The organism is Citrobacter sp. Cpo148 (assembly GCF_030332375.1).
Taxonomy (GTDB): domain Bacteria; phylum Pseudomonadota; class Gammaproteobacteria; order Enterobacterales; family Enterobacteriaceae; genus Citrobacter; species Citrobacter portucalensis.
On sequence record NZ_JAOWHY010000042.1, the window covers coordinates 429,127 to 441,804 of the forward strand.

The 12,678-nt window shown below is 52.4% G+C and carries 13 protein-coding genes; 6 read left to right on the top strand and 7 right to left on the bottom strand.

Features of this window, described 5'->3' with window-relative positions; all coding sequences use genetic code 11:
- Window positions 1-205 precede the first annotated feature (205 nt).
- The 4 genes from OGY10_RS08590 to OGY10_RS08605 are packed head-to-tail and all read left to right on the top strand — an operon-like array spanning window position 206 to window position 4,348.
- Window positions 206-760, top strand: coding sequence for a TorD/DmsD family molecular chaperone (locus tag OGY10_RS08590; protein ID WP_008784072.1), 555 nt, complete (start codon window positions 206-208; stop codon window positions 758-760).
- A complete protein-coding gene (locus OGY10_RS08595) occupies window positions 757-3,027 on the top strand; it encodes a molybdopterin-dependent oxidoreductase (RefSeq protein ID WP_286576634.1) in 2,271 nt (756 codons plus the stop codon). The genes OGY10_RS08590 and OGY10_RS08595 overlap by 4 nt, the downstream gene beginning before the upstream one ends.
- Window positions 3,024-3,581, top strand: a complete 558-nt coding sequence (locus OGY10_RS08600; protein WP_008784074.1) for a 4Fe-4S dicluster domain-containing protein — start codon at window positions 3,024-3,026, stop codon at window positions 3,579-3,581. Before OGY10_RS08595 ends, OGY10_RS08600 begins: the two co-directional genes overlap by 4 nt.
- A complete protein-coding gene (locus OGY10_RS08605) occupies window positions 3,581-4,348 on the top strand; it encodes a dimethyl sulfoxide reductase anchor subunit family protein (protein WP_057067699.1) in 768 nt (255 codons plus the stop codon). Before OGY10_RS08600 ends, OGY10_RS08605 begins: the two co-directional genes overlap by 1 nt.
- A gap of 69 nt (window positions 4,349-4,417) precedes the next feature.
- Here the strand turns inward: OGY10_RS08605 and uspG are convergent, their stop codons facing one another.
- Window positions 4,418-4,846 carry a universal stress protein UspG gene (gene uspG / locus OGY10_RS08610; RefSeq protein WP_003022101.1) on the bottom strand — a complete coding sequence of 143 codons (429 nt, stop codon included), beginning with the start codon at window positions 4,844-4,846 and terminating at the stop codon, window positions 4,418-4,420.
- Between the two features lie 183 nt (window positions 4,847-5,029).
- Window positions 5,030-5,440 (bottom strand): nucleoside diphosphate kinase regulator, encoded by a 411-nt coding sequence (gene rnk / locus OGY10_RS08615; protein WP_003831264.1) that lies wholly within the window; start codon window positions 5,438-5,440, stop codon window positions 5,030-5,032.
- 275 nt (window positions 5,441-5,715) lie between these two features.
- Here rnk and OGY10_RS08620 point away from each other — a divergent pair, with 275 nt between their 5' ends.
- Both OGY10_RS08620 and OGY10_RS08625 read left to right on the top strand, forming a co-directional pair.
- Window positions 5,716-6,546, top strand: a complete 831-nt coding sequence (locus tag OGY10_RS08620; protein ID WP_048235896.1) for an alpha/beta fold hydrolase — start codon at window positions 5,716-5,718, stop codon at window positions 6,544-6,546.
- A gap of 96 nt (window positions 6,547-6,642) precedes the next feature.
- On the top strand, window positions 6,643-7,266 hold the full coding sequence (locus OGY10_RS08625) for a flavin reductase family protein (protein ID WP_103284869.1): 624 nt from the start codon (window positions 6,643-6,645) through the stop codon (window positions 7,264-7,266).
- A gap of 41 nt (window positions 7,267-7,307) precedes the next feature.
- On the opposite strand, the gene rna is transcribed toward OGY10_RS08625, so the two are convergent.
- The 5 genes from rna to citF form a co-directional block, all read right to left on the bottom strand.
- Window positions 7,308-8,114 carry a ribonuclease I gene (gene rna / locus OGY10_RS08630; RefSeq protein ID WP_048236469.1) on the bottom strand — a complete coding sequence of 269 codons (807 nt, stop codon included), beginning with the start codon at window positions 8,112-8,114 and terminating at the stop codon, window positions 7,308-7,310.
- A gap of 110 nt (window positions 8,115-8,224) precedes the next feature.
- Window positions 8,225-9,688 (bottom strand): citrate/succinate antiporter CitT, encoded by a 1,464-nt coding sequence (gene citT, locus OGY10_RS08635; protein WP_003831271.1) that lies wholly within the window; start codon window positions 9,686-9,688, stop codon window positions 8,225-8,227.
- A gap of 25 nt (window positions 9,689-9,713) precedes the next feature.
- Window positions 9,714-10,619: a triphosphoribosyl-dephospho-CoA synthase CitG gene (gene citG, locus OGY10_RS08640; protein ID WP_003831272.1), complete on the bottom strand. Its 906-nt coding sequence runs from the start codon at window positions 10,617-10,619 to the stop codon at window positions 9,714-9,716.
- Entirely contained in the window at window positions 10,588-11,142 is a 555-nt protein-coding gene (gene citX / locus OGY10_RS08645; protein ID WP_071445765.1) for a citrate lyase holo-[acyl-carrier protein] synthase, read from the bottom strand. Before citX ends, citG begins: the two co-directional genes overlap by 32 nt.
- Before the next feature lie 3 nt (window positions 11,143-11,145).
- Window positions 11,146-12,678: a citrate lyase subunit alpha gene (gene citF, locus OGY10_RS08650; protein WP_003831274.1), complete on the bottom strand. Its 1,533-nt coding sequence runs from the start codon at window positions 12,676-12,678 to the stop codon at window positions 11,146-11,148.

The window sequence follows — 12,678 nt, forward strand, 5'->3', positions numbered from 1 at the left end:
GCAATGCCAAAACCGCCAGTCATCCGCTGGCGGTTTTTTATTTCCATACACTTAAATTGTCAATTCTTGAAACAATAAACCGTTTAAAAGATTCACTTAATTAGCCTGATCATTATTTTCATCAAAGAAAGAGAGGGCGTTATCTTTATTATATTAACCTGCATTATTTTTTCATTTGTTGTGTGAATAAATGGTTGGTTAATTCATGGGTGAAATATATGAAACCCTGACGATCTTTGAATCGACAGGGTTATTGTTACGTGATTTTTTTATCTCTCACGATAGTTACACGCTGAAAGCGGCTTATTCAGCTTTAGATACAAATGCCTCAACGCTAACAGAGCAGGAGTGGCTGGAGGCGGAGTACGACTTCAATGCACTATTTGTTGGGCCGCAGACGCTAAAAGCCCCGCCGTTCGCTTCGGTATACCTTGAAGAAGATGCCCTCGTAATGGGTAAATCAACCTTAAGCATTCGGGAATTCATGGCAAATATAGGTCTATCTATAAACCATGTAAATAATATCCCGGATGATCATATTTCCTGCGTATTGGAATTAGCAGTTTTATTATCGGCTAATGCCAGGATATCAGCAGAATACCAGATCGTTATGACTCGATATGTAATTGAGTATATAGCGATGTGGATGCCCGCGTATATAGAAAAAATACATATAAATGCACAAACCGTTACGTTGAAAAACGTCGCGGAAAGGTTGTCTTTTTGGCTTGATGAATTAAACACGAGAGTATCAATATGAGTAATGAACCGGGAGTTCTGAACAGACGTTCATTTTTGAAAGGGTTGATTGCCCTTGGAACGGTGGCTGCCCTGCCAGGGGGATTGCTGACTTCACGCTGTGCATTGGCGCAACCGCCAATTCCGTTTAATCCCAAAACCTACAAAATCTATCGTAACGCCTGTCCACGTAACTGCTATGACACTTGTAGCCTGAAAACCTGGGTGAAGGATGACGTCATCACCTTTGTGGAAGGCGCGCCTGAATCAACGTTTACGCATGGAACTCCGTGTGTGAAGGGATTGAGCTATCCACGTAGGGTATACAGCCCGGACCGCATTAAATATCCGATGGTTCAGGATGTTCGCGGCAGCGGTAACTGGCGTCGTATCTCCTGGGATGAAGCAATGCAGCGCATTGCGACCAAGATGCTGGAGATTAAAAAGAAAGATGGTTCAATGTTGGGTCTGGCGCTGACCAAGTACTCAGGCAAATTTGGTGTATTGAACTATGCCGTTGAAGGGATGATGTCTTCACTGGGTTACACCACCCGTTTTGCCGGAACACCTTGCTGGCCAGCCGGTATCGACGCGCAAAACTACGACATGGGCGACATGTGGTGTAACGACCCGGAAGATATGGTGAAAGCCAAATACATTATTATCTGGGGCGCTAACCCGGCCTGGTGCTCTATGCACACCATGAAGTACATCTATCAGGCGCGGGAAAAAGGCGCAAAAGTGGTCGTTATCGATCCACTGTTAACCCAAACCGCTGCGAAAGCCGATCTCTATTTACGCGTTCGGGCAGGATCAGATGGCGCTCTGGCGCTGGGGATGGCACGCCACCTGGTGGACAAAGGATTGGTTGATCAGGATTTCGTTAACAACTATTCCCATGGTTATGCTGAATTTGAAGAGTATTTGCGTAATAACGTTACCGTAGAGTGGGCATCTGAGATTTGCGGGCTGTCGGCGGATGTTATTCGCCAGTTGGCGGAAGAATTTACCGCGGTTAACCCTGCTACCGTGTGGATTGGCTACGGCATGCAGCGCCATGTCAACGGCGGCGCTAACGTACGGGCGATCGATGCCTTTGTGGCAATGACCGGCAATATTGGCATTGAGGGCGGTGGCGCTCGCTACGGTCATTTGCATACCTGGGGCTTTAACTACAATGCCATGTTGCAGAAGCCACCGGTAGGCTCTATCGGGATGCCGGGAGCGGCGGGCACAACCAGCGAGTTTGGTTCTGCGGGGGAAGTCGCACAGTATTCCGATCGCTCGTTGAATATCAACCAGACCGCAAAGGGAATTCTGGAAGCCAAAGAGCCGCCTGTCCGAATGCTTTGGGTTGCCTGTAAGAACCCGTTTGCTCAGGATTTTGATCGCAGCAAGATGGAAAAAGCATTCGAAAAACTGGAAATGGTGGTGTGCGCCGACCAATTCTTTAACGAGACCGTCCAGCATGCCGATATCGTTTTGCCTGTCACCACAGCCTTTGAAGAGTGGAACGTAGACGCCTCATATTGGCACTACTGGCTCTCAATCAACCAGCCTGCAATTAAGCCAATGTATGAGGCAAAATGCGATCTGGAAATCGCCGTTTTACTTTCCCGCACAATCAACAAGCTGGAGCCGGGTTCTTGCACATTCCCGCAGGAGTTCGATCATAAGCGCTGGCTGGACCAGGAGTTCAATGACGGAATGGCCAAAATGTTTGGTATCTCCTCCTGGGATGATTTACTGGAAGGGCCGAAAAAAGCCATTCTGCCAAGTTCTGCGGCCTGGTATGACCGTAAGTTTAAAACGCCCTCTGGAAAGTTTGAGTTCAAATCTGAGCTGTGTGAGAAAAATGGCCATACGGCGCTGCCGGAATACAAACCGGAGGCAAAAAGCACGTTGCCATTCCACCTGTTTACGCCGCATGTGCAGTTCGGTATCCATTCCCAATTCATCAACCTTGACTGGATGCAGGTCTTCTATCCTGAACCGTTTGTTTATATGCACCCGGTTTCCGCCGGGAAAAGAGGCATCGCTGAAAATGACCTGGTGAAAGTGTTTAACACCGCAGGTGAGGTGGAGTTACGTGCGAAGGTAACCGCTAACGTTCCGGAGGATTTCCTGGTGATGTACGAGGCGTGGTTCCCGAAACGGAAATACAACGTTCAAAACGTAGTGGCGGATACTCCAGCCGATATGGGCTTGATGAAAACTGGTGCGCCAGGTGCGGCCATCCATAGTCAGTTTGCGGACATCATTTTGATCGATAAAGGAGCAGCGGCATGAGGCGCGCGTTTTTAGTTAATAGCGATAAGTGTATCGGCTGCCGTGGCTGTGCGATGGCGTGTAAGAGTTTTAACCAGCTGGAGCCAGAACGTTTCTGGCGCTACGTCTACCCGCTGGATAAAGAAATTTATCCGCATGAAGAGCGAGCGTTCTACTCGCTGGCCTGTAACCACTGCGAAAATCCGGCCTGCCTGGCGGCTTGTCCGGTAGAGGCGTACACCAAACGTGAGGATGGCGTTGTAGTGCATAACCCGGAACGTTGTATCGGATGCAAAAACTGTATTCGCAACTGTCCATACGGTGCGCCGCGCTTTAATGAAGAGACGAAAAAAGCGGAAAAATGCAGCATGTGCTATGAGCGTCTTGATGTTGGCATGCAGCCGGCGTGCGTGAATGCCTGTCCGGTAGGTGCGCTGACGCTTATCGATCTGGATGCCGATCCTATACCTGATAATGCGGTGCAGTATCCGCCGGGATTCCCGCGTATGCCGCAGCTTAATCCTGGCACGCGTTTTATCCTTGCGCGTCAACCAAAGCAGCCGGAGGCCAAGTAATGGAAAAGTATGAACTTCCTCTGGTCATTTTTACCGTATTAAGCCAAATGTCGGTTGGGATCACGCTCATTCTGACGCTGCGTGTGCTGCAAGGAAAACTGGAGAGCAAGCGCCTGTACTGGCTGGTAAGTGGACTGGTTCTGGCGGCGGCGTCCGTGGCGGCGATATTACACCTTGCGCATCCGGATCGCGCCTACGATGCCTTGATCAACCTGCAGCACGCCTGGCTGAGCCGAGAGATTCTGGGCGCCACTTTATACGGTGCAGCTGTCGGGGTGACGTTTTTGGCAAAAGGGCACAAAGCACCAGCTGTTCTGGCCTCTGTTCTCGGTATCGCGCTGGTGGCGGTACAGGGGATGACCTATGCCGCCCCGGCAATGGTGGCGATCGCCAACGGTCTGACAATGCTGTTGTTCTTCATCACGGTGTGGGTGATGGGGTGTGCTGCGATTCCACTGCTTAACCTCGCACCTGCCGTTGCTGCATTGCGCCAGGGGATTGTCGTGTGTATGGCAGTCATGATCGCCGCACCCATTATCTGGCTAAGCGGTGGCACCATCATGCAGATGACGGCGCATGCCTGGCTGACGTCGCCACTTTATCTGGCGAGTCTGGTGTGTCTGGCGGTGGCCTTTGTGCTTAGCCGTCAGGGCGAGCATCGCGCAAAAGCGCTTTTCGTCCTGCTGTTTGTTGGCATATTCCTGAGCCGTCTGACGTTTTTTGGCGATACGATCAGCTCCATCGTGAATATCGGCCATTTGTATTAATCGTGAGGTAATAAAAACCCCTGTCAGGCGTTAACCTGGCAGGGGTTTTCTTTAGCAAATCAGTGGCTGTTAACGAACAACCAGCACTGGCAAAGTCGCGTGTCGAACAACGCTGGAAGCGTTTGAGCCAAGCAGATGGGTGCTGATTGATGGGTTACGCGACCCAATGACAACGACATCCGCATTCAACTCTTCACCCAATTCGTTGACCACGTCACGTACGCTGCCAAAGCGGACGTGTTGCTTAATACGGGAAGGATCGATGCTGAAGTGACCGACCATCGTTTGCAGACGGGTTTCCGCTTCGTGTTGCAGATGCTCTTCAAAACGACGGACATCGGCTGCAAAGCGGTGCAGGCTTAAGCTCGCTGAGCCTGGCAGCACATGCAGTAGATGGATAACCCCTTTATCCTGGGCCAGAAATTCTGCATGGCGAATAGCCTTGTCGCTCAGTTCCATTTCGAATACATCAACTGGCATTATGATTGTGTTGTACATAAACATTCTCCTTGTCATTACATGAACACATAACAGCATAGTATTAAAAATGATTCTGTCAGTCACGACACAGATTTATGTTTTGCGAACAGGAAATAAAGCGAGGAGCAGGGAGATCTAACCGGAAAGAGGATGCGGATGCATCCCCTGTAAGATAAAGCGAGTGGCTTTGATAAGACAGAGTTAGCGCAGGTAGTCGCCTGCAGCTTCAGGCTGGTACTCAAGCTCGATAACTTCGAGGTGCGTTGAGGTCCCGCCTGGCAGTTCCCAGTGAATGGTATCACCAACGCGCAGCCCCAGAAGTGCAGCGCCGACAGGTGCCATTACCGAAAGCTGTGTGTTGCTGTCAGTCATAGTTGCCGGATACACCAGGGTACGCACACGGACTTCGCCATCACTCAGATTGCGGAATTTCACGCGGCTGTTCATGGTCACGACGTCGTGCGGCATGGTTTCTGGAGAACACATTTGGGCACGATCCAGCTCGGCGTTAAGGGCGTCGGCAATCGGTAAACCAGCAAACGCAGGTTGCTCCAACAGGCGGTCAATGCGTTCCGCATCGAGGTCGTTAATGATGATAGTTGGTCTGGACATTTATTACTCCATGTCGTCGATACTGCGGGTGCGCAGGTAAATAATCCCAAAAGAAAACCCTCACCGTCAGGCGGCAAGGGTTTAGCTTTTATGATGATACTGAGACTTACCCCATGTTTGAAGTGATTTAGTTCACATTCAGGTAAATCATCAACATTGTCGCATATGGTGTGATTTTAGCCGAAAAACGTGATCGTTCTCCAATTTGAATTATGCTTTTTAAGCGCTCGCTGCGGGCGCGTCAAACAACTCAGTGTTCCGCGACAGGAGATCTCATGAGCCAGTACGACAAACTTACCTTGAAAGACGGCAGCTATTTGCATTTTAAAGACTGGGGAAGTGGACAACCTATTGTGTTTAGTCACGGTTGGCCGCTGACGGCAGATGCGTTTGAAGATCAGATGCTGTTCCTTGGATCGAAAGGATTTCGTGTGATCGCCCATGACAGGCGCGGACATGGGCGTTCGGCCCAACCCTGGGATGGACATCATATGGATCAGTATGCTGATGACCTGGCTGAACTTACCGCGCATCTCAATCTTAAAGATGCCGTACATGTTGGGCACTCTACCGGCGGTGGGGAAGTGGCTCGTTATATTGGCCGGCATGGGACGCAGCGGGTGGCAAAAGCGGTGTTAATTGGCGCGGTGACGCCTATTATGATCAAGACTGACTTTAACCCAAATGGCGTGCCGAAAGAGGTATTCGATGGCATCCGTGAGGGGGTTGTGAACGATCGCGCCGCCTTTTTCTATGAGCTGACTGCTGCATTCTATGGCTACAACCGTCCGGGCGCAAAAGAGTCGAAAGCCGTCAGGGAAAGTTTTGTTGAACAAGGTTTACAAGGTTCTATCAAAGCGTTGTACGACTGTATACACGCGTTTTCGGAAACAGATCTGCGTGAAGACCTCAAAAAGATGACCATCCCGACGCTGGTGATCCACGGTGATGACGATCAGATTGTCCCGTTTGAAACCTGCGGAAAGGTCGCGGCGGAAATGCTGCCGGACTCGCAGTTAAAGGTATATGTCGGCGGCTCGCATGGCATTTGCACCACCCATAAGCAACAGATCAACGGTGACCTGCTCAACTTTATTCAGTCGTAATCGTTGGCAGATTGTTCTACGCTGATCTTCTTTTTCCAGGGGGATGAGCGAAGCATAATTTGTGCTGCGCTGACGTTAACTTCAACAGGGAACGCTATGTATTTCTATCAACCGTCACAGGGACACGGCTTACCGCATGATCCGCTAAATGCCATTATTGGACCCCGCCCGATTGGCTGGATTGCGTCGCGTGACGGCAACGGTCGGCACAATCTGGCACCATACAGTTTCTTTAACTGTTTTAACTATCATCCGCCGATTATCGGTTTCGCCAGCAGCGGCTGGAAAGACAGCGTGCAGAATATTATCGAAACCGGTGAATTTGTCTGGAACCTGACGACTCTTGAGCTGGCCACTGCGATGAACGAAACGTCAGCCAGCTTGCCGCACGGTGAGGACGAGTTTTTTGCCGCCGGGCTTAGCAAGGCAGATAGCCGGATAGTCAACGTGCCGCGCGTGGCGCAAAGCCCGGTCAATTTTGAGTGTCGCTTATCGCAAAGCCTGCAACTGACTACCGCTGATGGCTCACCGGTTGATACCTGGCTGGTGTTGGGAGAAGTGGTAGGCATTCACATAGATGAAACGCTCCTGGAAGACGGCATCTATCAGACGGCGAAAGCGAAACCGGTACTGCGTGCAGGTGGGCCAACGGCGTATTATTCGATCAGTGAAACACATCGTTTTGATTTAGTTCGCCCGGACGTCCGTGCAAAACGCTAAGTTTACGGACCGACGCCAGCTCGCAGCGTCGGTCGCAAGTTTCAGTATCCCACTTTGTCGATAATAAACTGTTTACCGCAGCTACCCGGATGCGGTTGCGGTAAGAATGACTGGGCAGATAACGTCTGGTTGATGTTGTCGGCTTTCAGGGATAACTGGATCTCAGTGAGATACGCTGGATTGCCGTGGCAGCTTAGCTTCACAGCTTTGACGTTCTCTTTGCCCCAGCTTTTGGCAACGGCGGCGTCAAATGCGTTACGGCTGACGGTTTTGCCGTAGTTTTCCGCCAGGAATTTGCCCACCTCGCTGTCCTTAACCTCATTATTCAGCCGCACCATCGTGCCGAAGTACGCGTCGGGATCAAAACCGAAACACGCGCCATGTTTGGCATACTCGTAACGTTCCAGACAGGATCTTCCTCCAGCGCCGGGCATTACGGCGCTGAGTTTTGCCGCGCTTTCCAGCGACAGCCCGGTTTCGGGGGCCGCGCATTTACGGCTGGCGCGGGCTTCAGGCAGGTTGGGAATAGGGCGAGTCGCGCAGCCAAAACGCATCCAACGGCGATTGTCTACTCCACGGGCGGCAATGGATTTAGGCAGGCTGGGCCATAAACCGTGAACGGTCAGGAAATCAGCTTTGTCTGCGCTCTCTTTTTGCAAACGACATTCGTCAGGCTCCTGACGATTACGCTCATGTTGGCTCTGACAAAATCCGGTTTGCCAGGAGAGAGCCAGCACGTAGCTGTCAAAATCAGCGTACTGTTTTGCCTGAAGTTCATCGGCCTGAGCTGCAGAAACTGGTAGCAGGAGTGCTGCCAGCAACGAAGAATAACGCCATGTTGATGTCATGATGATTTCGGACACTTATATAAATTCTGAATATCATCTATTTAATCATAAAAAATGCCAGTCAGGTTTAGCTGACTGGCATCATTTTCATCAAGCGTGAACGGGAATGATTAGCTCCACATTGCCAGAATCGGCCAACCGACCAGCAGAAGCATAGCGATGTAGATAACGCCGAAGATAGCACCCAGACGCCAGTAGTCTTTGGACTTCACATAACCACAGCCGTAGATGATAACGCCAGGGCCTGTTGCATATGGAGTCAGACAGCCCATGATACCGATGGACAGTACCAGCAGGATACACAGGTGTTCCATTGGCACGCCCGGGATACCTTTACCGACGGCCAGAATAACCGGCAGCATGGTGGCGGTGTGAGCGGAAAGGCTGGCAAACAGGTAGTGAGCAAAGTAGAACACCAGCACCAGAACGATCACGGTCGCGTTAGGCGAGAAGCCTTCCAGGTGCGTGCTCATAGTGTTGGCGAACCAGTCGATGAAGCCTGAACGGGTTAAACCATTCGCCATAACGACCAGCGTGGCGAGGTTAACCAGAGTGTTCCATGCGCTGTTATAACGGGTAATGTCTTTCCACGGTACAACGTGCAGCGCCAGCATCAGGGAGACAGCCAGCAGGCCCACTGCGGTTGCATCAATCAGTTTACCACCGAAGACCCACAGGCCCAGGCTGAGCAGTACCAGACCGATCAGCGTTATCTCTTTACGGGTAAGTTTACCCATGCCTTTCAGTTCATCACCGGCCCAAGCGGCAACTTCAGCACTGTGAGTAACTTCTGGTTTGTACAGAACGTATGACAGCCACGGGGCAACGATCAGCAAAATAATACCGACCGGCAGGAAGCTGAGGAACCACTGCAACCAGCTGATTTGAATACCGGCAATTTTGTTGACGAATTCCAGACCCAGCACGTTAGGCGCAGCGCCGGTCACGAACATCGAGGAACTCAGGCTGGTACTGATGACCATCATCCACATCAAATATCCACCGATACGGCGCGCGGAAGGATCGTTCGGGAATGATTTAAACAGCGGCGGCAGGTTTTTGATAACCGGGAATACGGTGCCACCAGTACGCGCGGTGTTAGATGGAGTAAACGGTGCCAGCAGAATGTCGATGATAACAATCGCATAGCCCAGCGTCAGGGTACGTTTACCCATGAATTTTACCAGGAACAGCGCGATACGACGACCCAGACCGGTGACTTCATAACCCAGTGCGAAGATAAACGCACCAAACACCAACCACACGGTGGTGCTGGAGAAGCCAGCCAGACCCCATTTCAGCGCTTGCTTACCCGCTTTAAACGCCGGGTCGGCCAGTTCTGAAGCATCAAACAGCAGATAGTTGCTGCCGATAACGCAGATCGTTACGGCGATAAAGCTGATCGCTGTTGCCGGAATTGGCTCCAGGATCATGCCGACGATCATCGCCACAAACACGGCAAAGTAGTGCCAGGCCTGTGGAGGCATTCCATCAGGGACGGGGATTAGAAACATGACACCCATGACGACCAGGGGGGCCAATAACTTCCATATTTTATCTTTTGCTAAAGACATGTGTGTGATTCTCCGGAAAGGATCTTTAATTGTGATAATGATGAACTTGTGAAATCTGAGCTAAGAACCAGGTGACGATCAGCAGATCGGCGCAGCCTCCGGGACTGAGGTTGCGTTCAATGCACTGTTGGTCGAACTGGTGTAGATATTCGAGATCGGCAGGGGTACGAATCCCCCCTTGCTGCATCAGGGCGGTGGCCTGCTGCTGTAGCCAACGCAGACCTTCTGCGCCGCCACGTGAAGCCACGTTGGTGTCGCCGTTGATAGACATCAGCAGCAATAATGTGTCGAGTAACGCCAGTTCAGGGTCGCGGCCCTGAGTCAGCAGTGCGCGGTAGTGCGGCAGGGCATGCTGGATGACAAGCGGATATCCCGCTTCGGCTTCGCCCCGTGCGCCGGTTAATCCCAATTGCTGATAAAGACGTTGGCCAGCCGTGAGTTGTTGATTGTTCTGGCGCAGTTCGCGCTCGGTCAGGCCACGGCAAAATGTTGCTGCCGTAGAGCAAATGGTTTCAGCGGTAACAGTGAGTTGGAGCTGGTGCAGGCGGCCAATGGCGGCGCACAGCAGTCCCAGTGAAAAGATGCTCCCTTTATGGGTGTTCACCCCGGCGGTGGCGCGGAACATATCGGCTTCGCAGGCCATGCCCAGCGGGCGCAGTCCTTTCAATACATCTTCAGGCGACAGCTGTGCGCTAAACGCCCCATATTCAATAAAACGTGGCAGCCATGACTGAATCGCTTCAGCGCTGCGATGAAAATCTTCCAGCGCCATATCTTTATGCGCGCCGTTGTTAATACGATCTACCAGACCGGGTTTGGGCGACAGGTTGACTTCAGTCAACATGGCGCGCCACGCAAGCGTTGCGTAAGCATCAGGCAGATCCAGAGGGAGGACTGCGTTATTGGTTGATGTTGCGGGAATCGGCATCATGCAGCAGTGCCTCCATCTGAGTGAGTAAGTCGGAAAGCGCGTGGGTTTTACCCCGCGCACAGTCGGCAGCACTTTGCTCGCACAGCAGACAGCGGCGGGCAGGGAGTGCGAAATGACGCCGGGACAGAATTTCCCCTTCAGGGGTCAGGACATCGATGTCCCATAGCCGTCCCAGCGGGTGTGAATGCTCAAGTTCAATTGTGGCGAGCTTGAGGTCGTGGGCCGGAGCCTCAATAGACAAAAGACCTTCTGGACCGCTGGCAGAAACCAGCGCTGTTTGCTCCCTGACAATCCAGGTGGATTGTTCCGCCAACGCGAGCAAGGCGGTTACGCCGTGATTAAAGATACGACGGGTTAATTCGCTGTCTTTAATCGGTCCCGGTGCTACGACGGTAAACGAGACCAGCGGCGCAGAGTGGCGTGTCAGCCACTCCTGTTGCCTTGCTTGTCTCTCATCGCGGCTGGCGAGCAGCTCCGGAATGGAAACCGCGTGTTGGGTGGCGTATTCAGGGAGCAGGTGCATGGTTTATTCCTTCACCTGATGCACAACGTCAATCACTGAACCATCGCGGTAACGCACAACGGCAATCACGCGGTCAGTGAATTCGATAGCGCGTGGCTGACCGGTGAGCTGCTGTGCACGTTCGCGCAGCCATTCAATGGACACCACTTTCATACCGGCTTCTTTCAGACGTTCTGCCAGTTCCGGACGTGCAGGGTTGACGGCGATACCGTGGTCGGTGACCAGAATGTCAACACTGGAGCCTGGGGTTACGCAGGTCAGCACGTTATCAACCAGGGTCGGGATGCGTCCGCGAACCAGCGGCGCGACGATGATAGACAGCGCAGCGGCAACCGCGGTATCGCAGTGACCACCGGATGCGCCGCGCAGTACGCCGTCAGAACCGGTCAGTACGTTAACGTTGAAGCTGGTATCAACTTCCAGCGCGCTGAGCACCACGACGTCCAGACGATCGACGGATGCGCCTTTTGAGCCCCAGTTGGCATACTGGTTGGCACTGATCTCAATGTGGTTTGGATTGCGGGCCAGCGATTCCGCGGCGTTACGGTCAAAACTCTGAACGTCCAGCAGTTTGCGAATCAGGCCTTTTTCGTGCAGGTCAACGATGGTAGCGGTAATGCCGCCCAGCGCGAAGTCGGCACGGATATCGCGGCTGCGCATTTTGTCTTCCAGGAAACGCGTAACGGCCAGAGAGGCGCCGCCGGTTCCTGTCTGCAGTGAGAAGCCTTCGTTGAAGTAGCCGGAATTAGCAATGACCTCAGCCGCGCTACGGGCGATTAACAGTTCACGCGGGTTGGTGGTCATGCGGGTCGCATCGGCACCAATTTTGTCCGCATCGCCGACCTGATCGATCTGCACGATCAGATCTACCTGATCCTGCGTAATGCTGGCCGGGTTATGCGGATAGGTCAGCAGCTGTTCAGTCAGCAGGACAACCTGTTTTGCGTTTTCGGCGTCTACGCGGGCATAGCCTAGTGAGCCGCAGCACGCTTTACCGGTATAACCGTTGGCGTTGCCAAACTGGTCGCAGGACGGCACGCCGAGGAACGCCACATCAATGCTGAGCTCGCCACTTTGCACCAGGTGCACACGGCCACCGTGGGAGTGAATTTGTACCGGTTCGGCTAGCAGGCCACGTGAGATTTCTTCCGCCAGCGGACCACGCAGACCGGAGGTATAAATGCGGCTAACCACGCCCTGACGGATGTGCTCAACCAGCGGAGCATGGCAGTCGCTCAGAGAGCTGGAGGCCAGCGTCAGATTTTTAAAGCCCATATTGGCGATGGCGTCCATCACCAGGTTAATCGTCAGATCGCCACCACGAAAAGCGTGGTGGAAAGAGATAGTCATACCATCCTGTAAACCTGAACGACGAATAGCGTCTTCCAGGTTAGTGCACAGCTTTTTGTCGCGCGGTTTTTGCGCCTGCAATTCTACTTTTGCGGTGCTCTGATAAGCGGAAAGCTCACTTTCTGCATGACGGCTCCAGGTCGCCACGCGATCCTGGCGTTGAGACTGTTCGATTTTCTGCGTCAT

Excerpts from the sequence above, each read along its gene's own strand:
- OGY10_RS08595 (WP_286576634.1), top strand. The coding sequence starts at position 757 with ATGAGTAATGAACCGGGAGTTCTGAACAGACGTTCATTTTTGAAAGGG.
- OGY10_RS08600 (WP_008784074.1), top strand. The coding sequence starts at position 3,024 with ATGAGGCGCGCGTTTTTAGTTAATAGCGATAAGTGTATCGGCTGCCGT.
- rna (WP_048236469.1), bottom strand. The coding sequence starts at position 8,114 with ATGACATCAACATGGCGTTATTCTTCGTTGCTGGCAGCACTCCTGCTA.
- OGY10_RS08625 (WP_103284869.1), top strand. The coding sequence starts at position 6,643 with ATGTATTTCTATCAACCGTCACAGGGACACGGCTTACCGCATGATCCG.
- OGY10_RS08605 (WP_057067699.1), top strand. The coding sequence starts at position 3,581 with ATGGAAAAGTATGAACTTCCTCTGGTCATTTTTACCGTATTAAGCCAA.
- OGY10_RS08620 (WP_048235896.1), top strand. The coding sequence starts at position 5,716 with ATGAGCCAGTACGACAAACTTACCTTGAAAGACGGCAGCTATTTGCAT.
- citF (WP_003831274.1), bottom strand. The coding sequence starts at position 12,678 with ATGACGCAGAAAATCGAACAGTCTCAACGCCAGGATCGCGTGGCGACC.
- OGY10_RS08590 (WP_008784072.1), top strand. The coding sequence starts at position 206 with ATGGGTGAAATATATGAAACCCTGACGATCTTTGAATCGACAGGGTTA.
- uspG (WP_003022101.1), bottom strand. The coding sequence starts at position 4,846 with ATGTACAACACAATCATAATGCCAGTTGATGTATTCGAAATGGAACTG.
- citX (WP_071445765.1), bottom strand. The coding sequence starts at position 11,142 with ATGCACCTGCTCCCTGAATACGCCACCCAACACGCGGTTTCCATTCCG.
- rnk (WP_003831264.1), bottom strand. The coding sequence starts at position 5,440 with ATGTCCAGACCAACTATCATCATTAACGACCTCGATGCGGAACGCATT.
- citG (WP_003831272.1), bottom strand. The coding sequence starts at position 10,619 with ATGATGCCGATTCCCGCAACATCAACCAATAACGCAGTCCTCCCTCTG.
- citT (WP_003831271.1), bottom strand. The coding sequence starts at position 9,688 with ATGTCTTTAGCAAAAGATAAAATATGGAAGTTATTGGCCCCCCTGGTC.